Source organism: Actinomycetospora sp. NBRC 106378 (genome assembly GCF_030269685.1).
In the GTDB taxonomy this organism is placed as follows: domain Bacteria; phylum Actinomycetota; class Actinomycetes; order Mycobacteriales; family Pseudonocardiaceae; genus Actinomycetospora.
Map to the genome: position 1 here is coordinate 169,871 of NZ_BSTT01000009.1, position 25,984 is coordinate 195,854.

At 75.0% G+C, this 25,984-nt stretch carries 19 protein-coding genes; 13 read left to right on the forward strand and 6 right to left on the reverse strand.

Annotated elements, in window-relative coordinates; translation table 11 throughout:
* Window positions 1-30: 30 nt before the first annotated feature.
* The 6 genes from QSK00_RS20155 to nudC all read left to right on the forward strand — a co-directional run bounded on the left by QSK00_RS20155 (window position 31) and on the right by nudC (window position 7,175).
* On the forward strand, window positions 31-1,452 hold the full coding sequence (locus QSK00_RS20155) for a M20/M25/M40 family metallo-hydrolase (RefSeq protein ID WP_285593394.1): 1,422 nt from the start codon (window positions 31-33) through the stop codon (window positions 1,450-1,452).
* Window positions 1,453-1,550: 98 nt separating this feature from the next.
* Complete coding sequence (locus tag QSK00_RS20160; protein WP_502872058.1) at window positions 1,551-2,525, forward strand: oxidoreductase; 975 nt, start codon at window positions 1,551-1,553, stop codon at window positions 2,523-2,525.
* A gap of 191 nt (window positions 2,526-2,716) precedes the next feature.
* Entirely contained in the window at window positions 2,717-3,427 is a 711-nt protein-coding gene (locus QSK00_RS20165; protein ID WP_285593398.1) for a hypothetical protein, read from the forward strand.
* Window positions 3,428-3,436: 9 nt separating this feature from the next.
* On the forward strand, window positions 3,437-4,741 hold the full coding sequence (locus QSK00_RS20170; RefSeq protein WP_285593400.1) for a M16 family metallopeptidase: 1,305 nt from the start codon (window positions 3,437-3,439) through the stop codon (window positions 4,739-4,741).
* Window positions 4,738-6,135, forward strand: coding sequence for a M16 family metallopeptidase (locus QSK00_RS20175; protein ID WP_285593402.1), 1,398 nt, complete (start codon window positions 4,738-4,740; stop codon window positions 6,133-6,135). The genes QSK00_RS20170 and QSK00_RS20175 overlap by 4 nt, the downstream gene beginning before the upstream one ends.
* A 26-nt stretch (window positions 6,136-6,161) precedes the next feature.
* On the forward strand, window positions 6,162-7,175 hold the full coding sequence (gene nudC, locus QSK00_RS20180; protein WP_285593533.1) for an NAD(+) diphosphatase: 1,014 nt from the start codon (window positions 6,162-6,164) through the stop codon (window positions 7,173-7,175).
* Between the two features lie 78 nt (window positions 7,176-7,253).
* Here the strand turns inward: nudC and QSK00_RS20185 are convergent, their stop codons facing one another.
* A complete protein-coding gene (locus QSK00_RS20185) occupies window positions 7,254-8,219 on the reverse strand; it encodes an Lrp/AsnC family transcriptional regulator (RefSeq protein WP_285593405.1) in 966 nt (321 codons plus the stop codon).
* Window positions 8,220-8,347: 128 nt separating this feature from the next.
* On the opposite strand from QSK00_RS20185, the gene QSK00_RS20190 reads away from it, so the two are divergent.
* Window positions 8,348-9,760, forward strand: coding sequence for a DHA2 family efflux MFS transporter permease subunit (locus QSK00_RS20190; RefSeq protein ID WP_285593408.1), 1,413 nt, complete (start codon window positions 8,348-8,350; stop codon window positions 9,758-9,760).
* Window positions 9,761-9,927: 167 nt separating this feature from the next.
* On the opposite strand, the gene QSK00_RS20195 is transcribed toward QSK00_RS20190, so the two are convergent.
* Together QSK00_RS20195 and QSK00_RS20200 are read right to left on the reverse strand one after the other, a co-directional pair.
* Window positions 9,928-10,179, reverse strand: coding sequence for a mycoredoxin (locus QSK00_RS20195; RefSeq protein ID WP_285593410.1), 252 nt, complete (start codon window positions 10,177-10,179; stop codon window positions 9,928-9,930).
* A gap of 34 nt (window positions 10,180-10,213) precedes the next feature.
* Window positions 10,214-13,513, reverse strand: a complete 3,300-nt coding sequence (locus tag QSK00_RS20200; protein WP_285593414.1) for a proline dehydrogenase family protein — start codon at window positions 13,511-13,513, stop codon at window positions 10,214-10,216.
* Between the two features lie 78 nt (window positions 13,514-13,591).
* Between QSK00_RS20200 and QSK00_RS20205 the strand changes: the two genes are divergently transcribed.
* The 3 genes from QSK00_RS20205 (at window position 13,592) to QSK00_RS20215 (ending at window position 17,270) form a co-directional block, all read left to right on the forward strand.
* The gene (locus QSK00_RS20205; RefSeq protein ID WP_285593417.1) at window positions 13,592-14,332 is read left to right on the forward strand and encodes a helix-turn-helix domain-containing protein; all 741 of its coding nucleotides are present in this window, start codon (window positions 13,592-13,594) and stop codon (window positions 14,330-14,332) included.
* Between the two features lie 4 nt (window positions 14,333-14,336).
* On the forward strand, window positions 14,337-16,466 hold the full coding sequence (locus tag QSK00_RS20210) for an ATP-dependent DNA helicase UvrD2 (RefSeq protein WP_285593419.1): 2,130 nt from the start codon (window positions 14,337-14,339) through the stop codon (window positions 16,464-16,466).
* A gap of 486 nt (window positions 16,467-16,952) precedes the next feature.
* Window positions 16,953-17,270: a WhiB family transcriptional regulator gene (locus tag QSK00_RS20215; RefSeq protein ID WP_285593422.1), complete on the forward strand. Its 318-nt coding sequence runs from the start codon at window positions 16,953-16,955 to the stop codon at window positions 17,268-17,270.
* A gap of 147 nt (window positions 17,271-17,417) precedes the next feature.
* On the opposite strand, the gene QSK00_RS20220 is transcribed toward QSK00_RS20215, so the two are convergent.
* Both QSK00_RS20220 and QSK00_RS20225 read right to left on the reverse strand, forming a co-directional pair.
* Window positions 17,418-18,731, reverse strand: coding sequence for an ABC1 kinase family protein (locus QSK00_RS20220; RefSeq protein ID WP_285593424.1), 1,314 nt, complete (start codon window positions 18,729-18,731; stop codon window positions 17,418-17,420).
* Window positions 18,721-19,665: a ThiF family adenylyltransferase gene (locus QSK00_RS20225; protein WP_285593426.1), complete on the reverse strand. Its 945-nt coding sequence runs from the start codon at window positions 19,663-19,665 to the stop codon at window positions 18,721-18,723. Before QSK00_RS20225 ends, QSK00_RS20220 begins: the two co-directional genes overlap by 11 nt.
* 56 nt (window positions 19,666-19,721) lie before the next feature.
* Between QSK00_RS20225 and QSK00_RS20230 the strand changes: the two genes are divergently transcribed.
* Window positions 19,722-20,279, forward strand: a complete 558-nt coding sequence (locus QSK00_RS20230; protein WP_285593428.1) for a M48 metallopeptidase family protein — start codon at window positions 19,722-19,724, stop codon at window positions 20,277-20,279.
* Here QSK00_RS20230 and QSK00_RS20235 read toward each other — a convergent pair.
* Window positions 20,276-21,745, reverse strand: coding sequence for a zinc-dependent metalloprotease (locus QSK00_RS20235; RefSeq protein ID WP_285593430.1), 1,470 nt, complete (start codon window positions 21,743-21,745; stop codon window positions 20,276-20,278). The two genes, QSK00_RS20230 and QSK00_RS20235, sit on opposite strands and share 4 nt — an antisense overlap.
* A 129-nt stretch (window positions 21,746-21,874) precedes the next feature.
* Between QSK00_RS20235 and QSK00_RS20240 the strand changes: the two genes are divergently transcribed.
* Window positions 21,875-22,900, forward strand: a complete 1,026-nt coding sequence (locus QSK00_RS20240) for a YlbL family protein (RefSeq protein ID WP_285593433.1) — start codon at window positions 21,875-21,877, stop codon at window positions 22,898-22,900.
* Between the two features lie 94 nt (window positions 22,901-22,994).
* Window positions 22,995-25,976: a UPF0182 family membrane protein gene (locus QSK00_RS20245; RefSeq protein ID WP_285593435.1), complete on the forward strand. Its 2,982-nt coding sequence runs from the start codon at window positions 22,995-22,997 to the stop codon at window positions 25,974-25,976.
* Window positions 25,977-25,984 lie beyond the last annotated feature (8 nt).

Consider the following 25,984-nt stretch of genomic DNA (forward strand, 5'->3'; position numbering starts at 1 on the left):
CGTCCTCGGCCCCGGGACTAGCGTGGGGGCGTGACCAGCACGATCGAGCCGCTGTCCGGGACCGTCGAGCAGACCGAGGTGGCGGCCCGCGCCGACGCCTTCGTCGCCGAGCTGTCGGAGTGGCTGCGCATCCCCTCGATCAGCGCCGACCCCGGGCACCACGGCGACGTGGCGCGCTCGGCGGAGTGGCTCGCGTCGACCCTGCGGCGCGACGGGTGGCCGGAGGTCGAGGTCTGGTCGGACACGGCGGCGCTGCCCGCGGTGTACGCGCACTGGCCCGCCGCCGACCCGGCGGCTCCGACCGTCCTGGTCTACGGCCACCACGACGTGCAGCCCGCCGATCTCGACGACGGCTGGTCCTTCGCGCCCTTCGACCCGCAGGTCGTGGGGGAGGAGCTGCGCGGTCGCGGCGCGTCCGACGACAAGGGGCACGTCGCGATGGTGCTGCTCGGGGTCCGGGCCCACCTCGCGGCCACCGGCGCGACCGCCCCGGCCGTGTCGCTGAAGCTGCTGGTCGAGGGCGAGGAGGAGTCGGGCTCCGCCCACCTCGCCGAGCTGCTCGCCGCGCACGGCGACGCCCTCGCGTGCGACGAGATCGTGGTGACCGACACCGGCATGGTCGACCGGGAGACGCCGACGGTCTGCTGCGGGATGCGCGGGCTGGTCGACCTGGAGGTCGTCTACCGCGGCGCCGCCGTCGACCTGCACTCCGGCCAGTTCGGCGGGGCGGTGCCCAACCCGGTCACCGAGCTCGCCCGGCTGGTCGCGACCTTCCACGACGTCGACGGGCGCATCGCGGTGCCCGGGTTCTACGACGACGTGCGTGAGCCGACCGCCGAGGAGCGCGCCGCCTGGGCCGCACTGCCCTTCGACGAGCCGGCGTGGCTCGCGGGCTCCGCCGCCGGGGCGATGGCCACGTCGGGCGAGGCGGGCTGGTCGACCTACGAGCGGCTCTGGGCGCGCCCGACCGCCGAGGTCAACGGTCTGCACGGCGGGTACGCCGGGCCCGGCCACAAGACGATCGTGCCGCACTCGGCGACGCTCAAGATGACGTTCCGGCTCGTCGACGCCCAGGACCCGGCGCGCATCAAGCCGCTGCTCGAGCGGTTCGTGGCCGAGCGGGTGCCGGCGGGCATCGACGCCGACGTGTCGACCGGCGGGCCCGGCGTGCCGCCGCTCATCTGCGACCTCGACTCGCCGCTGGTCGCGTCGATCCGCGAGGCGATGGGCGTCGCGCTGGGCGCCGAGGTGCTGCCGGCGCGCGAGGGCGGCAGCGGGCCGGAGGCGCTCCTGACGACGGCGCTCGACGCCCCGCTGGCCTTCCTCGGCGTCATGCTGCCCGGCGACCGGATCCACGCCCCGGACGAGCGGGCGGTGCTCCCGTTGCTGCTGCGCGGCGCCGAGTCCGTCGCCCACCTGTGGCGGCTGCTGGGGTCGCGCGCTGCTGCCTGACAGGAAAGCGTCGTTGCTGTCGGCCCGTGGCAGCAACGACGTCCTGCCACCGGGAGGTTGCCTTCGAGCGCACTCGAGGACCTAGCGTCGAACGCATGATCACAGCGCAGCAGACCCCGATCGGTTCCGGGTTCGGTGCGAGGACCACCGCGGCGGAGGTCGTGGCGGGCCTTGACCTCTCCGGGCGGCTGGCCCTCGTCACCGGTGGCTACTCCGGCCTCGGGCTCGAGGCCGTCCGGGCCCTCACGGCGGCAGGCGCCCACGTGGTCGTCCCGGCCCGTCGTCGGGACGTGGCGCAGGAGGCCCTGGCCGGTCTCGACGGCGTCACCACCGACGAGCTCGACCTGGCCGACCTCGACTCCGTCGCCGCCTTCGCGGACCGTCGCCTGGCCGCCGGCCACCGCCTCGACGTCGTCATCGACAACGCGGGGGTCATGGCCTGTCCGCTCGAGCGCGTCGGGCCGGGCTGGGAGCGCCAGTTCGCGACCAACCACCTCGGCCACTTCGCCCTGGTCAACCGGCTCGCGCCGCTCCTGGACGGCGACTCGCGGGTGGTCTCGGTGTCCTCCCGCGGCCACCACTTCTCCGACCTGCACCGCGACGACGTGCACTACGAGCACCGGGACTACGACAAGTGGCAGGCCTACGGCCAGTCGAAGACCGCGAACGTGCTGTTCGCCGTCGGGCTCGCCGCCCGCGGCGTCCGCGCGTTCGCCCTGCACCCCGGCGGGATCATGACGCCGCTGCAGCGTCACCTCCCGCTGGCGGAGATGGTCGCGCTGGGCTGGAAGGACGAGCAGGGCAACCCCGGCCCGGCGGCCGCGAACCTCAAGACGCCCGAGCAGGGCGCGGCCACCGAGACCTGGGCGGCCACGAGCCCGCAGCTCGCCGACCTCTCCGGGGTCTACCTCGAGGACTGCGAGGTGGCGATCGCCGTCGACACCTCCGTGCCGCCCGACTCGCGCGGTGGCTACCCGGGGGGTGTCATGCCGTACGCGATCGACGCCGACGCCGCCGAGTGGCTGTGGGCGGCCTCGGTCGAGGCGACCGGCGTGGACGGCTTCCCGCGCTGATCCCGGAGACAGCCGTGGCCCACCGCTGACACCCACCGTCAGTGGTGGGCCACGGCCGACCCGGTGGTGGCTCGGCCGGTCGGGAGCTCGGGACCGTGCCGGGCAGCGGGTCGGTGTACCAGCCGGTCGCGCTGGGTACTGCCCGGGGATCCCTCCATCGGGTGCGGCGCGGCGTGAGCAGAATGTCAGCCGTGTCACTCACGGTCGACGGCCTCCTGCCACGCGCCACCGCCTCCGCGCGTCCCCGGGTCGCCGAGAGTGATCACCGCTCCACCCGCACCCTCGTGCTGCTCGTCGCGCTCGCGCTGGGCGCCCTGGCCGTCGTCGCGCTCGTCGTGCCGAGGGTGCCGGCGCTCGCCCAGGCGGTCGGGCTCGGCCCGGCGCCCGCCGCGACGCCCGTGGCGCCGCCGGTGACGGTGACCGCCGTGGTCACCGCCACCGCGTCGTGCCTGTCCACCGACCCCCACGACCGGGTGGTCCTCGACGTGGCGGGCGCCCGCCGCGAGGCCGCCCTCGACGGCTGCGGGCGCAACGTCGGCTTCCCGGTCCCGGTGCAGGTGCCCGCCGACGGCGCGATCACCGGTCCCCTCGCCGTGGCAGGCATCGGCCAGGAGGGTGCGCGGACCGCCACCGACACCGCGGGCGACGCCGTGTCCCCGCTGGTGGCCCGCCTCGAGCTCGCGCTCGCGGTCGCCGCGGCCCTCGGAGCCGGCTCGCTGGTCGTCGCCCTGAGCCGGCAGCGTCGGCCCGCGCGCCGCCCTGCGGCGCGCGCCGGTGCCCGTCCGGCCGCCCGTGCCGCGGCCCGTCCGTCCCGCGGCCGCGCGTGTGCCGCGACCCGGCGTCCGGGGCACCGACCCGCCCGGGGCGCCGTCCCCGCCGTGCGGAACCGCCCGCGCCGTTAGGGTCGGGGGGTGAGTACGGCCCCCACCTCCGCGCCTCCGGAGCAGCGACAGCGCCTGACGCTCGACAACGGTCTGCGGGTGCTCCTCGCGCCCGACCGTTCCAACCCCGTCGTCGGGGTCGCCGTCCACGTCGACGTCGGGTTCCGCAGCGAGCCGGAGGGGCGCACCGGGTTCGCGCACCTCTTCGAGCACCTGATGTTCCAGGGCTCGGAGAGCCTCGAGAAGCTCGCGCACTTCCGCCACGTGCAGGGCTCCGGCGGCGTGTTCAACGGGTCGACCCACCAGGACTACACCGACTACTTCGAGATCCTCCCCGCGGGTGCGCTCGAGCGCGGCCTGTTCCTCGAGGCCGACCGGCTGCGCGCGCCGAAGCTGACCGAGGAGAACCTCCGCAACCAGATCGACGTGGTGAAGGAGGAGATCCGCCTCAACGTGCTCAACCGGCCCTACGGCGGCTTCCCCTGGATCCTGCTGCCGCCGGTGCTGTACTCGACCTATCCCAACGCCCACAACGGGTACGGCGACTTCCGCGACCTCGAGACCTCCACCCTCGACGACGCCGCGGCGTTCTTCGACGCCTACTACGCGCCGGGCAACGCGGTGCTGACCGTCGTCGGGGACTTCGACCCGGACGACGCCGCCGAGCTCGTCGGCCGCCACTTCGGGGACATCCCCGCCCGCCCGGTGCCCGCACGGCCCTCCTTCGGCGAGCCCGCGCCCGACGGCGAGCGGCACGAGTCGGTCGTCGACGCCCACGCACCGCTACCCGCGCTGGCCATGGGCTACCGCCTGCCCGACCCCGGCACGGACCTCCAGGGCTACCTCGCCCACGCGGTGCTGGGCAGCCTGCTCACCGACGGCGAGGCGGCCCGCCTCACGCAGCGCCTCGTCTACGGCGAGGGGCTCGTCACCGACGTGTCCGCCTCGGCCGGCCTGATGGGCGCGCCGCTGGACGCGCGGGATCCCGACACCTTCACGATCACCGCCGTCCACCCGGACACCGTCGACCCGCGCCGGGTCGTCGACGCGGTCGACGCCGAGCTCCTCGTCCTCGGCGAGCGCGGCCCCGACCCCGAGGAGCTGCGCCGGGTCACCGCCCGGTGGGCGGGCGCCCTGCACCGCGAGCACGACCGGCTGATGAACCGGATGCTCGCCCTCGGTTCGGCCGAGCTGGTCCACGGCCGGGCGGAGCTCTCCGACGAGCTGCCCGGCGCGATCGCGGCCGTGACCCCCGAGGCGGTGGCCGCCGCCGCGAACGCGCTGCGCCCCGACGCCCGCGCCCTGCTCGTCCTCACCCCGGGAGCCTCCGCATGACCGCCCCCACGGCTCCGTCGCCCGCCGAGCGCCGCTCCGCCGCGGAGATCGGCCGCACCCCGGCCGGCCCCCGCGAGCTGCCCCCGCTGCGACCCCAGCCGCAGGTCCCGGCCCCGGAGGAGGTCGACACCGTCCTGACGACGGGTCTGCGCGTCATCGCGGTGCGCCGTCCCGGCGTGCCGATGGTCGAGCTCCGCCTGCGCATCCCGTTCTCCGGCGAGGACGCCCGGCGCCCGATGCACGCGGCGGTCGCCGAGGTGCTCGCCTCCACCGTGCTCTCCGGCACCAACCGCCGCAGCCGGGTCTCCCTCGACGACGACCTCGCGGGTGTCGGCGGCGAGATCGGCTTCTCGGTCGACCCGGAGCGGCTCGCCGCCGCCGGGCACTCCCTGGCGGAGGGGCTGCCGACGCTGCTCGACGTCGTCGCCGACGTCCTCACCGGGGCGACCTATCCCGACGACGAGGTGGGCCGGGAGCGCGAGCGCCTCGCCGAGCGCATCCAGGTGGCCTCCGCCCAGCCGTCGGTGATCGCGCGCCGCGCGCTGCAGCGCCACCGCTACGGCGACCACCCGGTCACCCGGGAGATGCCCGACGTCGCCGACGTCGCGGCGGTCACCCGCGACGACCTGCTCGTCATGCACCGCCGTCAGGTGGTGCCGCGGGGCTCGGTGCTCGTGCTCGTCGGCGACCTCGACCCGGCCGGTGCCGTCGCCGCCACCGAGGCGGCCCTGGCCGCCTGGGACACGCCCGGCGAGGCCGGCCTGCTGCCGCCGCTGCCCGAGCTGCACGGCTCGGACCTGCTGCTCGTCGACCGCCCGGGCGCCGTGCAGTCGCAGCTGCGGCTCTCCGCGGCCGCGGTCCCGCGCACCGATGCGCGCTATCCGGCGCTGCAGCTGGCCAACCTGGCGTTCGGCGGCTACTTCTCCTCGCGACTCGTGGAGAACCTGCGCGAGGACAAGGGCTACACCTACCACGCGTCGTCGTCGCTGGAGTTCGACCCGTACGGTGCCGCGCTGCTCGTCGAGACCGACTGCGCCTCCGAGGTCACCGCGCCCGCACTGCTCGAGATGCGCTACGAGCTGGGCCGCGTCGCCGTGGTCCCGCCGACCGCGGCCGAGCTGGAGTCGGCCCGTCGCTACGCGGTGGGGTCGCTGCTCATCTCGATGAACACCCAGGCGGGGCTCGCCTCGACGCTGGCCGGGCTGGCCGGGGTGGGACTGGATCCGGAGTGGGTGCGGGAGCACCCGCAGCGCCTGGAGGCCGTGACGCTCGAGCAGGTGCACGCCGCGGCCGCCGAGTTCCTCGCCCCGTCGCGTTTCACCGGGGTGGTGGTGGCCGACGCCGCGACGTCGTCGGAGTCGTTGCGGGCGCTGGGTGGTATCAGGATCCCGTGACCACTGCACCCACGGCGGGCCCCGACATGCGGGCGGCGTTCCACCTCGACACCCTGCCGCGGCTCTCGCGGTCCACCGTCGACCGCCGGGAGCAGGTGCGCGACGACCCGGAGCACGTGACGTCGACCTGGCCGCTGGCCCGGGTGGTGCGGGTCGACCCGCAGGGGCGCACGCCGGTCGAGGAGCAGCCCGACGGGTCGCTGCGCGTCGCCGACGTCCCGTCCCGCGAGTTCGGCACGTCGATCCCGGACGGTGCGGTCCTGCTCGGCGAGGAGGACGGCACCGTCTACTGGGGCGTGCGGGTGCCCGACGCCGACGCCTCGAACGACGCCGGGTCGGGGTTCTCCTCGACCGAGCTGTGGCGGGACCTGCGGGTGTCCGGGGGTGACCTGGACGCGCACTCGGCCGGGTTGCTGACGACGGCGGTGGCCCTGCTGTCGTGGCAGGAGCGCGCCCGCTTCTGCACCCGCGACGGCTCCCCGATGCGCGCGATCAAGGCGGGCTGGGCGCAGCTGTGCGAGGCGAACGACCACGAGGAGTACCCCCGCACCGACCCGTCGATGATCTGCCTGGTGCACGACGGCGCCGACCGCGTGCTGCTCGCCCGCCAGCCGATCTGGCCCGCCGGCCGGTACTCCGTGCTCGCCGGGTTCGTGGAGGCCGGCGAGTCGCTCGAGGCGTGCGTGGCCCGCGAGTGCGCCGAGGAGGTCGGCGTCACCGTCTCGACCATCACCTACCTCGGCTCCCAGCCCTGGCCGTTCCCGCGCTCGCTGATGATCGGCTTCTCCGCGGTGGCCGACCCGGAGCAGCCGCTGCGCCTGCAGGAGGGCGAGATCGAGAACGCCCGCTGGGTCACCCGCGACGAGCTGCGCGCGGCGCTGGAGGCCGGCGACTGGATGACCCGCGAGGGCGAGGGCCCCCGGGGCGCCCACGGTGTCGGCGGCACGGCGTTCGAGGCCGGCGAGGACCGCGAGCTCATCCTGCCCGGCGGGGTGTCGATCGCCCGCGCGATGCTGGAGGCGTGGGCCGCCGCAGGCTGACCCTCCCCGTGGCAGGAAAGCGTCGTTGCTGTCACCCGGTGACAGCAACGACGCTTTCCTGCCACGGGGGAACGTCCGTCAGCGCGCGGCGTACACCGTGTCCGCGGCCTTGACGGTGCGGATCACGGGTGCCGACTCGACCTCCGTGACGCCGGGCAGCTCGGCCACCGTCGTCGTCAGGTAGCGGTAGAAGGCGGCGGGACCGGCGCTGGCGATCGACGCGTAGACGTTCGTCCGGCCCGTCGTGGCGGCGGCGAACGGCACCTCCGGGTGGGCCGCCAACGCGCGGCCCACCTCGTCGAGGTGCCGCGGGAGCACGGTGAGGTGGAGCATCGTGCGCATCGGCTGGTCGTGGACGGCCGGCGCCACGTCGACGTCGAGGTAGAGCACCCCGCCGGCCCGGAGGTCGGCGAGCCGGCGTCGCACGGTCGAGGCGGACGTGCCGCACGCGCGGGCCACGTCCTCGACCGGCGCCCGCCCGTCGACCCGGAGCAGCCGCAGGATGCGGCGGTCCAGGTCGTCGAGCGTCGGCGGCTCCCCCGGGGGCGGCACCGCGACGGAGAGAGCGGCGACCTGCTCGGCGGCGAGCGGGCCGACCTTGGCGTACGGCTCGCGCGCCCCGCCGTAGAACACGTGCAGCACCTGCTGGGCACTCACGTCGAGGATCCGCGGGGTCCTGGGCAGGCGTCCGAGCAGCAGGTCCCCGGCCGCGGCGGTGTCCGGCGCGCGCAGCGAGCACGTGATCTCCGTGCCGCCGGAGGTCAGGCTCACCCACGAGGTGTCCGGCCGCCGGGCGAGTGCGTCGGCGATCTCGGGGGCGGCGTCGGGAGCGCAGCGCGCGCGGACCATCCACTGGTCCTCCCCGAGCAGCACCGGGTCGCTCGCCCCGATCACGCGGAGGGCCTGGACCGAGCGCAGCCGGGCGTACCGCCGGGCCACCGTCTGGTCCGAGACCCCCAACACCTCCGCGACCCGGCGGAACGGGGCCCGGCCGTCGATCTGCAGCGCCTGGATGAGGGCGCGGTCCAGGACGTCGAGTTCCACCGCCCCGAGCCTGGCAGATGTCGAGGACCGCCGGAAGTGTGCGATCCGCTCGTCCTGACCGACGCGCCGTGTCGAGGATCGTCGGGAGTCGACGGCACCGGCCGTCGTGGAGACCGAGGAGAACCGACATGCGTCGCTGGTGGCCCCTGGTGGCGATCTGCCTGGGCACCTTCATGTTGCTCGTGGACGTGACGATCGTGAACGTCGCCCTGCCCGCCATGTCCGGGTCCCTGGGCTCGTCCTTCGCGGGCCTGCAGTGGGTGATCGACGGGTACGCGCTGGCCCTCGCCGCGCTGCTCATGCTCGCGGGCTCGGCGGCCGACCGCTTCGGGCGGCGCCGCCTCTACCTGGCGGGGCTCGTCGTCTTCGCCGTCGCGTCGCTGGCCTGCGGTCTCGCACCGACCGCGGGCGTCCTCGTCGCTGCGCGGGTGGTGCAGGGCGCGGGCGGTGCGGCGATGTTCGCGACCACGGCCGCCCTGCTCGCCGGCACCTATCACGGCCGCGACCGGGGGACCGCCTTCGGCGTGTGGGGCGCCGTCAACGGGCTCGCCGCGGCCTGCGGCCCCCTCGTCGGCGGCGTGCTCACCGAGGTCTGGGGATGGCGGGCGATCTTCCTCGTCAACCTGCCGGTCGCCGCTCTCGCCGTCGCCCTGACCCTCGCGGTCGTCGCGCGGGACACCCGCACCGACGGCACCGCCCGCATCGACCTCGGCGGCGCCGCGGCGTTCACCGTCGCCTCGACCGCTCTGGTCTACGGCCTGATCGAGGCGGGCGCCGCCGGCTGGTCGGCCGCCACGACGGTCGTCCCGCTGCTCGTCGCCGCCGTCGCGGTCGTGGTGTTCGTCGCGGTCGAGGGGCGGGTCGCACACCCGATGCTCGACCTCGCCCTGTTCCGCAACCGGTCGTTCACCGCCCTCATGGTCGCCGCGGCGGTCCTCTCCGGGGCGGCCTTCGCCCACCTCGCGCTGGTCTCCCTCTGGCTGCAGGAGGTGCTGCGACTGTCGCCGATCCGGGCCGGCCTCGCGGTGGTCCCGCTCTCGATCGCCGCCTTCGTGGTGTCCGCGGTGGCCGGTCGCTTCCTCCACGGCGGGTCGCCGGCTCGGCCGGTCGCCGGGGGACTCGCCCTGATCGGGCTCGGGGTGCTGCTCCTGACGGTCGTCGACGCCGGGTCGGGGCCGTGGGCCCTCCTGCCCGGTCTCGTCGTGAGCGGGCTCGGTGTCGGCCTCGCGACCCCGGTCCTCGTCTCGGCGACCCTCGCGGTGCTGCCGCCGGCGAAGGCGGGGGTCGGTAGCGCCGCGGTCAACACGTTCCGCCAGCTCGGGCTGGCCGTGGGCCTCGCGGTGCTCGGCACCGTGTTCACGGGCCACGCGGACCCGACGGCCCCCGGCGCGACGGGCTACGCCGACGGCCTCGACGCGGTCTTCCTGACGGCGGGTGTCGCCGCGCTGGCGGCGGCCGCGCTCGTCGTCGTGCTGGTGCGCCGCCCGGCTCCGGCGCCGGCCGCTGCCCCGACTGAGCGAAGGGCCCCGTCGGTCGGATAGGCGGGCCGCGGGCGCCCTTCGCCCACCGCCGCGAGGTACACGTGAGGCAGCGTGCGGGACGTCCGAGCGTGCCTGGTGTGCACCTCGTGGCGGCCCCGGAACGAGCGAAGGGCCCCTCCGGTCGATCTACTCGACCGGAGGGGCCCTTCGCTCGGAACGGGGTGGGCTCACGCGCCCGACGCGGCCTCCGCCTTCGCCAGCGCGGACTTGACCTCGGCGAAGCTCGGGTTCGTGGCGGCCGAGCCGTCGGGGTAGACGACGGTCGGCACCGTCCGGTTCCCGCCGTTGATGCGGGTCACGATGTCGGCGGCGTCCGGCGTGCGCTCGATGTCGACCTCGGAGTAGCCGATCCCCTCGCGGTCCAGCTGGCTCTTCAGCCGCCGGCAGAAGCCGCACCAGCTGGTCGTGTACATCGTCATCTGCGCCATGTGAGGCACAACGCGCGGAGGCGCGTCAGGCTTCCACGTGTCCGAAGCGGTGACGGGTCACACTCACGGCCTGCTCGCGCAGCACGGAGAGCAGTTCGCGGCGTCCGTCGGCGAGCACCGGGCCCTCGACGAGGGTCGCGCCCACCTCACCCGCCCGCCGGCGCAGCGCCTCCGTCGGCGCCTCGACCACCCGCAGGCGCTCGCCGGGCTCCGGGACGACCTCGGGCGTCACGTCGGCCACCGGGACCCCGGCACACGCCCCGGCGAGGCGCAGCCGCACGACGTCCCGGTCCGCCGCGCCGTCCCCGAGCACGACCCGCAGGCCCGGCAGCGGCCGGTAGCGGAACACGTTGGCCTCCGCGGCGATGCCGGTCGGGTCGTGCTCCACGCCGAACTCCTCGCGCCACCAGAACGCGTCCGACGCCGCCGCCGCGCGCAACCACGCGAGGTCGTCCGCCGGGACCGACGAGGCCACTGACGCCAGCAGCGCCGCGGCCTCGCGGCCCAGGGGCGCCGACTCCGGGACCGACGCGTCCGCCCACGTCCCGAACTGCGCCACGTAGTTCGGCCCCCCGGGCTTCGCACCGGGACCCACCACCGAGCCCTTCCAGCCCCCGAACGACTGGCGCTGCACGATCGCCCCGGTGATGTGCCGGTTGACGTAGGCGTTCCCGACCTCGACCCGCTCCATCCAGTGCTCGACCTCGTCCCGGTCGAGCGAGTGCAGCCCACCGGTGAGCCCGAAGCCGGTCGCGTTCTGCCACGCGATCGCCTCGTCCAGCGACCCGGCCGCCATCAGCCCGAGCACCGGGCCGAAGCACTCCGTGAGGTGGAACCACGACCCGGGGGACACACCCTCACGCACCCCCGGAGTCCACTGCGCGTCACCCGTCCGGCGGGGCTCGACGAGCCACGTCTCGCCGTCGGAGAGGGTGGTCAGGGCCCGCTCCAGCTTGGGCGAGAGGTCACCGACGAGCGGGCCCATCGTCGACGACAGGTCCGTCCCGGGCCCCACGCGCAGCGTCCGCACCGCGTCGACCAGCTGCCGGCGGAACCGGCGGCCGACCGGCGTGCGCGGGTCGCCGACCGGGCCCACCAGGACGGCCAGCGAGGCGGCCGAGCACTTCTGCCCGGCGTGCCCGAACGCGGAGCGCACGAGGTCGGCGACCGCCAGGTCGGGGTCGGCCGCCGGGGTGATCACGAGCGCGTTCTTGCCGCTGGTCTCGGCGAGGACCCCCAGGTCCGGGCGCCACGAGCGGAACAGGGCCGCGGTCTCGCTCGCCCCCGTGAGGACGACCCGGTCCACCGCGGGATGCGTGATCACCCGGCGTCCGGCGTCGCTCTCGTCGGTGTGGACGAGCTGCAGGGCGTCCGCCGGGATCCCCGCCCGGTGCAGGGCCGCGACCCCGACCTCGGCGCACGCCCGGACCTGCGGCGCGGGCTTGATGACGACGGCCGCCCCGGCCGCCAGCGCGGCCAGACACCCACCCAGCGGGATCGCCACCGGGAAGTTCCACGGCGGCGTCACGACGACGACCCGGTCCGGCGTGAACCGGGCGGGGTCGAGCTCCTCCGCGCGGTCGGCGTAGTAGGCCGCGAAGTCGACGGCCTCCGAGATCTCGGGGTCGGCCTCGGCGACCGTCTTGCCCGCCTCGTGCACCATCGTCGTCAGCAGCTCGGTCCGCGCCGCGGCCAGCGCCCGGGCCGCCCCGCGCAGCCGCCGCGCCCGTTCGCTCGGCGTCGCGGTCCGCCACGACGACGCCGCCGCGCGCTCCACCACGGCGTCGACCGCGGCCGGGTCGGTCAGCTCGGGTTCCCGGACGACGGCGGGTGCGGCGGCCACCGCGCGGCGCGCCCACTCCCGGTTCGCGCCGAGCGAGGGATCGGTGTCGGGCTCGTTGCGGAACCGCAGCGGGAACTCCCCGACCACCTCGGTCGTCCGGTCCTGCGTGCGCCGCGGGGTGTCGGCGACGGCGTCGCGCTCGGCCACCGAGGCGCGGAAACGGTCGAGGTAGGACTCCGGCCCCTCCGCGGAGAACATCGCGTACAGGTAGTTCTCCCGCCCGGCGTTCTCCTCCAGGCGCCGGACGAGGTAGCTGACGGCGGCGTCGAAGTCCTCCGCGTGCACCACCGGGGTGTAGAGCACGAGCCCGCTCTCCGGGAGGTCCGCGGCCACCGCCCGGGCCTGGGCGGGCGCCATGCCCTGCAGCATCTCGACGTCCATCTGCGCCGGGACCCCGCGGGCGGCCGCCAGCTCCACGGCGAGCGCCACGTGGTGCAGGTGGTGGCTCGCCACCCCGATCCGCAGGGCGTCCGCGAGGCCCGGCCGCAGCGCGTGCTCGAGCAGCCGCACGTAGTTGGCGTCGACCTCGGCCTTCGTCGCGTAGGGCGCCTGCGGCCAGTCGTGCACGGCCGCGTCGACCCGTTCCATCGCGAGGTTCGCGCCCTTGACCAGCCGGACCTTGACCGGCGCACCGCCGGCGTCGACCCGTCGTCGGGAAAAGGCGGCGAGGTGCTCCAGCGCCGCGACCGAGTCCGGCAGGTAGGCCTGCAGGACGATGCCCGCGGAGTAGCCGCGCAGCGACGGCCGGTCGAGCAGGGCGGTGAAGAGGGCGACCGTGAGGTCGAGGTCCTTGTACTCCTCCATGTCGAGGTTGAGGAAGACGCCGTGGTCGCGTGCGGTCTCGAACAGCGGCGTCAGGCGCCGCACGAGCCGGTCCCGGCTGCCCTCGAGGTCCCACGGCACGAGCTGGCTCGCCACCGAGGAGGCCTTCACCGAGACGTAGTCGACGTCGTCGCGGCGGATCAGCTCGAGGGTGCGCGCGAGCCGGCGGTCGGCCTCGTCCTCGCCGAGCACCGCCTCGCCGAGCAGGTTGAGGTTCAGCCGGAAGCCGTCGGCCCGGGCGGCGGCGAGGCGGCGGCCCAGGACGCGGCCGGACGCGTCCACCACGAGGTGCCCGACCAGCTGCTGCAGCCGGCGGCGGGCGAGCGGGACCACGACCCGCGGGAGCCGCGGGGCGAGCGCGGCGCCCGCCCGCAGCATCAGCCGGTCCAGGGCCGTGGCGAAGCCGGGCAGCGTCGCCCCGCGGCCCGCGAGCCGGGCGAGCTCCCGGGCGGCCACCGCGTCGTCCTCCGGGCGCGCGACCCGGTCGACGAAGTGCATCGCGAAGTCGACGCCCGCGGGGTCGTGCACGAGCGAGGCGAGCCGTCGGGTCGCCGCGTCGTGCCCCGCCTCGTCGCTCGCCGCGGCCCAGCGCGCCGCGCGGGCGACCGCCCGCTCGACCAGCGCCTCGTCGAGGCCCACCCCCGTCAGCTGCTCGCTCATGGGTCCACTGTGCACCCGGGGTCCGACAGTCCTCTTGTCCGAATCCGGCGCTCCCGGCGCCGCGCCCCGCCAACGAGGATGGGACCCGTGGACCTGCCCGCCGACGCCCTCGTCGCGCTCTTCGCCGAGCTCACCGGCGTCATGTTCTGCGCGAAGGACGCCGAGGGCCGCTACACCGAGGTCAACGACGCGTTCGTCCGGCGCGCCGGCCGCCGCGACCGCGCCGCGGTCGTGGGGCGCCGCGCCGGCGAGCTGTTCGTCCCCGCCCTCGCCGAGCGCTACGAGGAACAGGACGCGCGGGTCCTCGCCGAGGGCCGCACGCTGCGCCACGAGCTGGAGCTGATCCGTCGCGCGGGCGGCGTGCCCGGCTGGTTCCTCACGACCAAGGTGCCGGTCCACGCGGACGGGCGCGTGGTCGGCGTGGTCAGTGTGTCCGAGGACCTGCGCTCGGCCGACGAGGGCGATCCCGCGCTGCCCGCCCTCTCCCGCGTCGTCGACCTCGTGGCCGCCCGGGTCGACGACCCGCCCCGCGTCGAGGAGATGGCGGCGACCGCGGGGATGTCGAGCTCCGCCCTGGAACGGCGGATGCGCGCGGTCTTCGGGCTCGCCCCGACCCAGTTCGTGCTGCGCGCCCGCATCGACCGCGCCCGCTCCCTGCTCACCACCACCGGGCTCCCGCTCGCCGAGGTGGCGCTGGCCTGCGGGTTCTACGACCAGCCCGCCTTCACCCGGCAGTTCGCGCGCCTCGCGGGGGAGACGCCGGGGCAGTTCCGACGACGGGCCCGGCCGGTCGGGCCCCACGGTGTCGGACCCGCTTGAGACGATGGCTCCCGTGGCGGCGGACCGGAGTGCGACCGAGGCGATCGAGCACGGACTGGATCCCGAGCAGCGCGCGGCGGTCGTCGCCCCGCGCGGTCCGGTCTGCGTGCTCGCGGGGGCCGGCACCGGCAAGACCCGCACCATCACCCGCCGGATCGCCCACCTCGCCCGCACCGAGCAGGTCCGGCCCGGCCAGGTCCTCGCGGTCACCTTCACCGCGCGCGCGGCGGGGGAGATGCGGACCCGCCTGCGGGACCTCGGCGTCGGCGGGGTGCAGGCCCGCACGTTCCACGCCGCGGCGCTGCGCCAGCTCCGCTACTTCTGGCCCCGGTCCGTCGGCGGCGAGGCGTGGCCGCTGCTGGACAACAAGATGCGGTTCGTCGGGCAGGCCGCCCAGCGCGCCGGCGCCGCCACGAACCGGGAGTCGCTGCGCGACCTCGCGAGCGAGATCGAGTGGTCCAAGGCGTGCCTGGTGGCGCCGGACCACTACGTCGAGGCCGTCGCGAAGGTGCAGCGCGACACGCCCGCGCCCGCGGACCAGGTCGCGACGGTCTACGCGGGCTACGAGGAGCTGAAGAACCGCGCGGAGCAGCTCGACTTCGAGGACCTGCTCATCCACACGGCGGGCGCGCTGGAGGAGACCCCGGAGGTCGCGGACGAGTTCCGGGAGCGGTACCGCTGCTTCGTCGTCGACGAGTTCCAGGACGTCACCCCGCTGCAGCACCGCCTGCTCGACGCCTGGCTCGGCGGCCGGGACGACCTCACCGTCGTCGGCGACGCCAACCAGACGATCTACTCCTTCGCCGGCGCGAGCCCGTCCTACCTGCTGGACTTCCCCCGCCGGCACCCCGAGGCCCAGGTGGTCCGGCTGGTGCGCGACTACCGGTCCACCCCGCAGGTGGTGGCGGCCGCCAACACCGTGATCGGCGCCGCCCGCGGGCGCGCCGCGGGCAGCCGGCTGCGCCTCGAGGGGCAGCGGCCGCCCGGCCCGACGCCGGACTTCGCCGAGCACGACGACGAGCCCGCGGAGGCGACCGCGGTCGCGGAGCAGATCCGCGGGCTGATCGACGACGGGGTGCCCGCCGCCGAGATCGCCGTGCTCTTCCGGATCAACGCCCAGTCGGAGGTCTACGAGCAGGCCCTCTCCGACCTCGGGATCGCCTACCAGGTCCGTGGCGGCGAGCGGTTCTTCCAGCGCACCGAGGTGAAGAACGCGATCGCGGCGCTCCGCACGCTCGGCAACCGCCTCGAGGGCGGGCCCGAGGCCGTCGTCGGCGCCGACGTCGTCACCACGGTCCGGGCGGCGCTCGGGGAGCAGGGCCTCACCGACACCCCGCCCGCCGGCAGCGCGTCCGACGGCGCCCAACGGCAGCGCTGGGAGTCGCTGCGGGCCCTCGCGGAGCTCGCCACCGACCTCGTCGAGGCGCTCCCCGAGGCCACCTACGCCGCCTTCCTCGCCGAGCTGTCCACCCGGATGCAGGCCCAGCACCCGCCGACGGTGCAGGGCGTGACGCTCGCGTCCCTGCACGCGGCGAAGGGCCTGGAGTGGGATGCGGTGTTCCTCGTCGGGCTCGTCGACGGCACCCTGCCGATCCAGCACGCCGACGGCGACGACGAGGCGGTGGAGGAGGAGCGGCGCCTGCTCTACGTCGGCGTGACCCGGGCGCGCGTGCACCTGCGCATCTCCTGGGCGTTGGCCCGGCAGTCCGGCGGGCGGCGCTCGCGACGGCGGAGCCGCTTCCTCTACGGCCTGGTCCCCGACGACCACCCCGCCGCGCGCAAGCCCGGGTCCGGCGTCGACGGCGGGCCGAAGGCGAAGGCGGCCCGGGCGTCGTGCCGGATCTGCGGGAAGGCCCTCGGCGACGCCGCCGCCCAGAAGATCGGCCGCTGCACCGAGCACCCGTCCGACGTCGACGTCGAGCTGCTCGACGCGCTGCGCACGTGGCGGTCGAACGAGGCCAAGCAGCGGTCGGTCCCGGCCTACGTGGTGTTCACCGACGCCACGCTCGTCGCGCTCGCCGAGCAGCGCCCGCAGGACACGAAGGGCCTGGTCACGATCCCGGGGATCGGGGCGTCGAAGCTCGAACGCTACGGCGAGGACGTCCTGACGATGGTGCGCGAGCACGCTTCCTGAGATTTCTCCGGTTAATTCGATTGCGGCCCTCGCGGGAGGGCCCCTAGGTTCGACAGCACTCCGGCGCGCGTGGTGCCGGGGCGAGATCAGGGGGGTGTGCCACCGATGAAGCTCTTGCTCACGGGCATGCCCGTCTCACCGGCCGTCGCGGCAACAGCTGCGACGGCACACGTCTGCGCGTGGGACCGCGTGGCCACCGGTGCGTCGCTCACGCGCACCCGTGCGTTCGCGGACGTCCCGGTGGGCGAGTGGGGGATCCCGACGTCGGGTTCCTCCGGCTCCCGCCCGGGCGGCACCCCCGCCCCGCAGCGTCACGTCGATCTCGTCCCGTCCTGTCCGCGCCCGAGCGGTGGTCAGCCCCAGGACTGACCACCACGCCCACCAGGCCGCGGACCACTCGGTTCGCGGCCTTCGTCGTCCCACGAGGACGACGCCCTCCGCGGCCCGGGAGACCACCCCGAACACCCGCCGTTGGAGGTCCGACCCATGTATCCCGTCCCCGCCGTCCTCGACCAACCCGTGTCGGACTCCCTGCCCTGCCGCACGGAGCCCGACGACCTGTGGTTCTCCGACCACCCGTCCGAGCTCGAGCAGGCCAAGCTGCTGTGCGCCGCCTGTCCGATCCGGCGCGCGTGCCTGACCGGCGCGCTCGAGCGGCGGGAGTTCGCCGGGGTGTGGGGAGGCGAGATCCTCGACCGTGGAGCCGTGATCGCGCGCAAGCGCCCGCGGGGTCGGCCGTCCAAGGCCGACCTGGCGCGGGACGCCGAGATCGCGGCCGCCCGGGCGGGCGCCGGCGTGGCGTGACGCCCCGGCACCGCCCCCGCGTGAGGGGAACCTTCGAGCCGCAGGAGCGCTCGAGGGTTCCCCTCGCGCCCCCGCGAGACGCACATGGGGCAGGTTCCCGCGCCCGCGGACCGGCCTGGCGTGGCCCTCGCGACCTCGACGGAGGTCCTAGACGTCGAACCCCGGCTGCCAGTCCCGGAAGATCGACCGCAGCCCGATCTCGGCGTCGAGCTGGCACAGGACCGCCACCGACGCGAGCGTCACACGGTGGATGAGCAGGTACTGCGGCGGCAGGTTGAGCCCGCGGCCGGTCTCGAACTCCGGGCGCCGCAGGTCGCCGAGCCGCTCGGCCTGCCCACGGATCCACTCCCGGGTGAAGTGGAACTTCTCGGTGCGCAGCGGGTCGACCAGCGGGCCCAGGTAGGCCATCGCGCGGTCCGGGGTCATCTCGGTGTCCGGCAGCACGAAGTTCAGGTCGCGCAGCAGCTGCAGCAGCTCGTCCGACCGGTCCTCCACCGCGAGCGCGAGCATCTCGCCGAGCTCGTGGGGCAGCCCTTCGGGCAGCCGGGCGACGGCGCCGAAATCGATGACACACAGGCGGCCGTCGGGGAGCACCTGGAAGTTGCCGGGGTGCGGGTCCGCGTGCAGCATCCCGACCCGCGCGGGCGCCGAGAAGTGGAAGGTGGACAGCAGGGAGCCGACCCGGTCGCGCTCCTCGGGCTCCCCGGTGCGGATGATCTGCGACAGCGGCGTCCCGGTGATCCACTCCGAGACCATCGCCTTCGGCGCGGACGCGACGACCCGGGGCACCACCACGTGCTCGTCGCCCTCGAACGCGGCGGCGAACGCGCGCTGGGCGTCGGCCTCGTCGCGGTAGTCGAGCTCCTCGGCCATCCGGTCGCGCAGTTCCTGCAGGAGCGGCTTGATCTCCATCCCGGGCACCATCGGCTGGATGACGCGCGCGAAGCGCTGCAGCTGACGCAGGTCGGCCATCACGGCCTCCTCCGCGCCCGGGTACTGGACCTTGACCGCGACCTCGCGCCCGTCGCCCCACACCGCGCGGTGCACCTGGCCGATGCTCGCGGAGGCGGCAGGGGTGTCGTCGAACTCCTGGAACCGCTCGCGCCACCCGCGGCCGAACTGCTCGGCCAGCACGCGGTGGGTGCGCGCGGTCGGCATCGGGGGAGCGGCGGTCTGCAGGCGGGTCAGCGCCTCGCGGTAGGGCTCCGCGAGCTCGGGGGGCACCGCGGCCTCGAACACCGACAGCGCCTGCCCGAACTTCATCGCGCCGCCCTTGAGCTCGCCGAGCACGGCGAAGAGCTGTTCGGCGCCCTTGCGGGCCACGTCGGCGGAGATCTCGCCGGCGTCGCCACCCGCGAGTCGGCGACCCCAGCCCGCCGCCGTGCGCGAGGCGAACCCGAGCGGCAGCGACGCCAGGCGCGCGGAGCGTTGGACCGTGCGGCGCGGGATGTCATCGGACACGCCCCCGATTCTCCCCCGCCCCGACGCCGGGGGCGCGCGGAGGTGCGCCGCCGCACGGGCAGGCGGGATGGACCGGACGCGGACGACGGACCATCGAGCCGGCCGTCGCGTCGATCTCGTCCGCGGCCCCGAGCAGGCCGCACCGACCCTGCAGGAACGCGAGGACCTGGCCGGCGACGAGCCCCGCCACCGTCGTCGCGGCGGCGACCGAGACCCCGACGGCGGCCAGGTCCCCGGGGGCGGCCCGGTCCGCCCGGTGGCGCCGCGCGCAGCGCAGACACGACGTCCGCCCCGGCAGGACCAGCGGGCCGACGACGCCGACCGGGTCCGCCGCGCAGGCCGCGAGGTGGGGCTGGTGGCGGGCGTGGAGCGGACCGGTCACCCCCGGGTCGGCCAGCGCCGCCCCCGTGAGGACCACGAGATCCGGGCGGCGGCGCGACGGTTCGGAGACCGCGACGGCGGGGTCGGCGCGGGCCACGGCAGACGCCACCGCCAGGACGGCCGGGTGACCGACGTCACCGGGTTCCAGGCCGGTGCCGAGGTCGTCAGGGCCCACCGTCCCGGTGGCCCGGACGGCGACGCGGCCGACCCCGGCCCCCGCGAGCACCGTCGCGATCGCGACACCGAGCCGGCCCGCCCCGTGCACACGGACGTACGCCGCGCGGGGGCGCTCGTCGGGGTCCGGGCGCAGCAGCCCCGCCCCGGCGAGGTCGGCCAGCACGGCGGCGACGTCCTCGGGGCGGGCGCCGCGGGCCACGGCATCGGCCACCGGGGAGGTGCTCGGTGCCGTGGTGCCGAGCGAGGTCAGCAGGGCCCGCAGCGGGGGGTCGACGTCGTCGAGCTGCCAGCCCGGCCGGTCGCCGAACCGCGCGGTCGTCGTGTCGTGCCACCGGGGGGCCACCGTGAGCCGGGACGGGCGCGAGAAGGGGTCCACACCTGCTCGGACGCACGCCGGGGGCCTCCGGATCCATCTCGCCTACCGTGGGCCCCGTGGAGGAGCCCCAGGTCGTCGTGCGGCGCAGTGCCCGGCGGAAGCGCACGATCGGCGCCCGGCAGGAGGGCGACACGCTCGTCGTGTCCATCCCGGCGTCCGCGAGCAGGGCGCAGGAGGAGCGCTGGGTCGCCGAGATGATCGCGAAGATGCAGCGGTCGGAGGCCCGCCGTCGGCCCGGGCGCGCGGCGGGCGACGCCGAGCTCGCCGCCCGGGCGGACGCCCTCGCCCGCGACCACCTCGACGCGGCGGGGCCCGACGGCCGCTGGCCCCGGCCCGACGGCGTGCGCTGGGTGCCGCCGATGCGCACCCGCTGGGCCTCGTGCACCCCGACCGAGGGCACGATCCGCGTGAGCGAGCGGCTCCGTGAGGTGCCGGGCTGGGTGCTCGACCACGTGCTGGTACACGAGCTCGTCCACCTCCGCGAGCCCGGGCACGGCCCGGCGTTCCGGGCCCTCGAGGCCCGCTACCCGCGCTCGGAGCGCGCGATCGGCTACCTCGAGGGCCTCTCGGACGGTGCCGGGCTCGACATCGGGTCGGAACCCGACGAGGCCTAGCTCGTCGACCCGTCGTCGGGACCCTCGGGCTCCTCGGGCTTCCCGGGCTTCTCGGACGAGCCCTTCTCCCGCTCGGCCTTCATCTCCGCCTCCAGGCGGGCGATCGGGTCGTCGAGGTCGGCGAAGGAGCCCTCCCCGGCCTCGCCGGCGATCTCCGAGCGGCCGCGGACGAACGCGGCCGGGTCGTCGAGGTCCTCGGCGGTCGGCAGCAGGTCGGGGTGCGCCCACACCGCGTCCCGGCCGTCGACGTCGCGGGCCTCGCCCAGCCGGTGCCACAGCTCGGCGGCGTCGCGCAGCCGGCGGGGCCGCAGCTCCAGGCCGACGAGCGTGGCGAAGGTCTGCTCGGCCGGGCCGCCCGAGGCGCGCCGTCGGCGCATGCTCTCCCGCAGCGCGTCCGCGCCGGGCAGGCGGTCGCCGATCGCGGCGGCCACGACGTGGTCGACCCAACCCTCGACGAGCGCGAGCAGCGTCTCGAGCCGGGCGAGCGCGGCCTTCTGGGCCTCGGTGGTCTGCGGCTCGAAGAGCCCCGAGGACATCGCCTGCTCGATCGCGGCGGGGTTCGAGGGGTCGAGGTCGCGGGCGAGCTCCTCGATCCGCGAGGTGTCGATCGAGATGCCGTGGGCGAACTCCTCCACCGTGGCGAGCAGCCGCTGCCGCAGCCACGGCACGTGCCCGAACAGGCGGTGGTGCGCCGCCTCGCGGGCGGCGAGGAAGACGAGCACCTCGCCGGCGGGTCGGTCGAGGCCCTCGGTGAACCGGGCGATCGCGTCGGGCAGCAGTGCCGCCGTGCCCTCGGGGCCGAGCGGGAGGCCGACGTCGGAGGAGGTGAGCACCTCGCCGGCGAGCTGGCCGAGCGCCGAGCCGAGCTGCGAGCCGAACGCCATGCCGCCGACCTGGGAGATCATCCCGAGCATCGGCCCGGCCATCTCGCGCGCCTCGGCGGGCAGGCCCTCGACCCAGGCCCCGGCCACGCGCTGCGCCACCGGGTCGCACAGCCGCTGCCAGGTGGGGATCGTCGCGTCCACCCAGTCGTCGGGGGACCACGCGGTGACCGTCGAGGCGCCGGAGGGCAGCGTGGTGGCGTCGTCGAGCCAGAGCTCGGCGAGCCGCACCGACTCGACGATCGCGTTCTTCTGCTCGGCGGAGGGTGCGCCCTTCACGGTGATCTGCTGGTGCGCCATCTGCGCCGCCAGCTTGTAGTTCACCGGGCCGTTCCCGCCGCCCGGGCCGCCCGAGGCCGAGAGCATCTGGCCGAGCTGCGTGAGCATCTGCCCGAGCTGGTTCATGTCGAAGCCGCCGCCGGGGCCGCCCGCCCCGCCCAGGGCGCCGAACGGGTTGCCCCCCGGGCCGAAGCCGAAGCCGCCCGGGCCGCCGCCGGAACCCGAGCCGGACCCGGACCCCGAGGAGCCCCGCCGGTTCTCGTCGTCGGGGTCGGACGGGCCGAATCCGAAGGGCAGGTCACTCATGGCGACCACGGTACGCGGCCCGACCTGCCCCGGGACCCGTCTCACGGACCGCACCGCACGCCCACAGCGAACTATCAGGGGAGAGCCCGTATCCGCGCCCCACACGGTCGATCACTACCCTCGCGGCCCGTGACCCGGTTGCGCGCGACCCTGGCCCTGGGCCTCGTGCTCGCCGCGGTCCTGGGACTGACCGGGGCGACGGTGCGGGTCCCGTTCGTCGCCCTCGGCGACGGCCCCACCTTCGACGTCCTCGGCGCGCAGGACGGCCGCACCATCATCGACGTCTCGGGCGCCGTCCCCACCTTCCCGACGACGGGTCAGCTGCGGATGACCACGGTCGCGGTCACCAGCCAGGTGACGCTCTTCGGGGCGATCGCGATGTGGATCAGCGGCTCCCACGAGGTGGTGCCGCGCGAGCAGGTCTACCCGTCGGGCCAGTCCAGCCAGCAGGTCGACGCCGAGAACACGCGGCAGTTCACGCAGTCCGAGGACGACGCCCAGAACGCCGCGCTGCGCTACCTCGGCTACCCGAGCGCGGTGCAGGTCGGAGACGTGACCACGCCCGGTCCGTCGGTGGGGCTGCTGCGCCAGGGCGACCGCATCAGCGCCATCGGCGGCCGCCCGGTGACCAGCCCGCAGGACGTGGTCGACGCGGTCGGCGCCGCCCGGCCGGGTTCGCCGCTGGTCCTGACGGTGGTGCGGGGCGGGGTGACCAGCGACGTCACCGTCACCACCGCGCCCCGCCCGGGCGACGCGACGAAGGGCTACCTCGGCATCACCGCGGCGGCCGTGGTCGACGCGCCCGCCACGATCCGGATCGGGCTCGCCGACGTCGGTGGACCGTCCGCGGGCCTGATCTTCGCCACGGCGATCGTCGACAAGCTGACGCCCGGCGACCTCACCGGCGGCAAGGACATCGCGGGCACCGGCACCATCGACGCCTCCGGACGGGTCGGCCCGATCGGGGGAATCCGCTTCAAGATGGACGCCGCCCGCGACGACGGTGCGACGGCGTTCCTCGTGCCCGCGGGCAACTGCGCGGAGGCGGTGCGCTCGGCCCCCGCCGGGCTCACCCTGGCGCGCGTGTCCGACCTGCGCGAGGGTGTGGCCGCCGTCCAGGCCCTCGCGGCCGACCGGACACCGCCGACCTGCTGATGAAACCGGACGAACTCGTCCACAGGGAACCCACACGGGCTCAATAGAGTTGTCGCTCCGAGCCCGTCATCGAAATTCTGGAGTGTGACCGCCCGTGGCCAACCGGCCGGCGACCGGGAACCCGCAGCTCTCCCGGCGTACGAAATCACTGCTCGTCCTGGGCGCGGTCGTGCTCGTGGTCCTCGTCGGTCTGGCCCGGCTCGTCGACGTCTACGTCGATCTCGCCTGGTTCGGCGAGGTCGGCTACCGCAACGTCTTCACCACCGTGCTCGCCACCCGCGTCGTCCAGAGCGTCGTCGCCGCGGTGTTCATGGGCGGCCTGATCGCGCTCAACCTCTACATCGCCTACCGCACCCGGCCGGTGTTCGTGCCGGTCGCGGGGCCGGAGGACCCGGTCGCCCGCTACCGCACCGTCGTGCTCTCGCACCTGCGGCTGTTCGCCATCGGCATCCCGGTGCTGGTCGCCGTCATCGCCGCGCTCTCCGCGCAGAACGACTGGCAGACCACGCAGCTGTTCCTCAACCAGACCCCGTTCGGCATCGCCGACCCGGTCTTCGGCCACGACATCGGTTTCTACGTCTTCGCGCTGCCGTTCTGGCGCGCGGTGCTCTCGTGGCTGTTCGTCGGGGTCGGCGTCAGCTTCGTCGCGGCTCTCGTGGCGCACTACATCTTCGGCGGCATCCGGCTCGCGGGCCGTAACGGCTCGCTGGCCACGGCGGCCCGCGCGCACCTCGCGGTCCTCGTGGGCGTCTTCGTCCTGCTCAAGGCGGTCGGCTACTTCTTCGACCGCTACGAGCTGCTGTTCTCCGACCGCAAGGCCTCGATCGGCGGCGCCAACTTCTACGGCGCGAGCTACACCGACCTGAACGCGGCGATGCCCGCCAAGCTGATCCTGCTGGTCATCGCGGTGATCTGCGCGGCCGCGTTCTTCGCGGCGGTGTTCCTGCGCAACCTGCAGATCCCGGCGATCGCCCTGGCCCTGCTGGTGCTCTCGAGCGTCCTCGTCGGGGCCGCGTGGCCCGCCGTGCTGGAGCAGTTCTCGGTCCGTCCGAACGCGAACCAGCGCGAGGCGCTCTCGATCCAACGCAACATCGAGGCGACGCGGCAGGCCTTCAACATCACCGACCAGACGGTCAACCGGGAGCCCTACGCCGGGACCACCGACCAGAGCGCGGCGGCCGTCCAGCAGGCCATCTCGACCGACACCGCGACGGTGCCGAACATCCGTCTGCTCGACCCGAACCGGCTCTCGCGCACGTTCACCCAGCTCGAGCAGCGTCGTAACTTCTACGGCTTCCCGGCCACGCTCGACGTCGACCGGTACACGGTCAACAACCAGACCCAGGACTACGTGGTCGCGGCCCGCGAGATCGCGCCGGACAACCTCGCCGGCAACCAGCAGGACTGGATCAACCGCCACCTCGTCTACACCCACGGCAACGGCTTCGTCGCCGCGCCGGCGAACACCGTCAACGCCCCGCTGGACTCCAACGGCGGGCAGGGCGGCTACCCGCAGTTCCAGGTGTCCGACGTCGACAACCCGGGCCCGTTCGGCCTCCAGCAGCCCCGCATCTACTTCGGCGAGCTGGTCAACCAGCCGGACGACTACGCGATCGTCGGCGCCCCGCCCGGTACCCCGCCGCGCGAGTACGACACCGACTCGCGCCAGTTCACCTACGACGGCCCCGGCGGCGTGTCGCTCGGCAACCCGCTGAGCCGGCTCGCGTTCTTCGCCTACTACGGGTTCGAGCGGAACATCCTGTTCAACTCGTCCATCGGCGACGACTCCCGGATCATGTACAACCGCGACCCGCTGACCCGGGTGCAGAAGGTCGCGCCGTGGCTGGAGCTCGACAACGACGTCTACCCGGCGGTGGTCGACGGGTCGATCAAGTACATCGTCGACGGCTACACGACGCTGCCGCGCTACCCGTACGCCCAGCAGGTGGGCCTCGGGGACGCGACCCGTGACTCGGTGAACAACGCGACGCTGCGCCAGGAGACCGCCGGCTACATGCGGAACTCCGTGAAGGCGACGGTCGACGCCTACACCGGGCAGGTCGACCTCTACGAGAACGACCCGACCGACCCGGTGCTGCAGACCTGGGAGAAGGCGTTCCCGGGCGTCGTCAAGCCGGCCGCGGAGGTGCCGCCGGCGCTGCGGGCGCACTACCGGTACCCGGAGGGCATCTTCAAGGTCCAGCGCGACCTGCTGACCCGCTACCACGTGTCCGACCCCGGCGAGTTCTACTCGACGGTGTCGTTCTGGGACGTCCCGTCCGACCCGACGAGCGACGCGGCGGCCGCCGCGGGCGACCCGCAGCCGCCGTACTACCTGCTCGCGGACGACCCCCGGCGCGGCACGTCCAACGTGCCGCAGTTCCAGCTGACGACCGCGCTGGTCAGCCTGCGCCGTGAGTTCCTCTCGGCATACCTGTCGGTGAGCTCCGACCCGGGCACCTACGGGCAGATGACGCTGCTGCAGCTGCCGGCGGACACGCAGACCCGCGGTCCGCAGCAGGTGCAGACGCAGTTCCTGTCGTCGCCGCAGGTCTCCAGCGAGCTGAACCTGCTGCGTCAGCAGGGCACCCAGGTGCTCTACGGCAACCTGCTGACGCTGCCGGTGGCGGGCGGTCTGCTCTACGTCGAGCCGGTCTACATCGAGCGGTCCAACCAGGAGTCCTCGTTCCCGCAGCTGTCCCGCGTGCTCGTCAGCTTCGGCGGGCGGATCGGCTACGCACCGACCCTCCCGGAGGCCCTGACCCAGGTGTTCGGCTCGGCGGGCACGGCGACCTCGACGCCGGGCAGCACCGGGCAGACGCAGCAGCCCACGACGGGGCAGACCCCGACGACGGGTCAGACGCCCACGACCGGCCAGACCCCGACGACCGGGGGAGCGCCGGCGGCCGGCAACTCGGCGGCGGTCACCTCCGCGGTCACCGCCATGAACTCGGCGCTGGACCGGCTGCGGACCGCCCAGCAGCAGGGCGACTTCGCCGGGATCGGTCAGGCCCAGCAGGACCTGGCGAACGCGATCAACCAGTACCGGGCCGCGACCGGGGGCACCCCCGGCTGATCCACTCC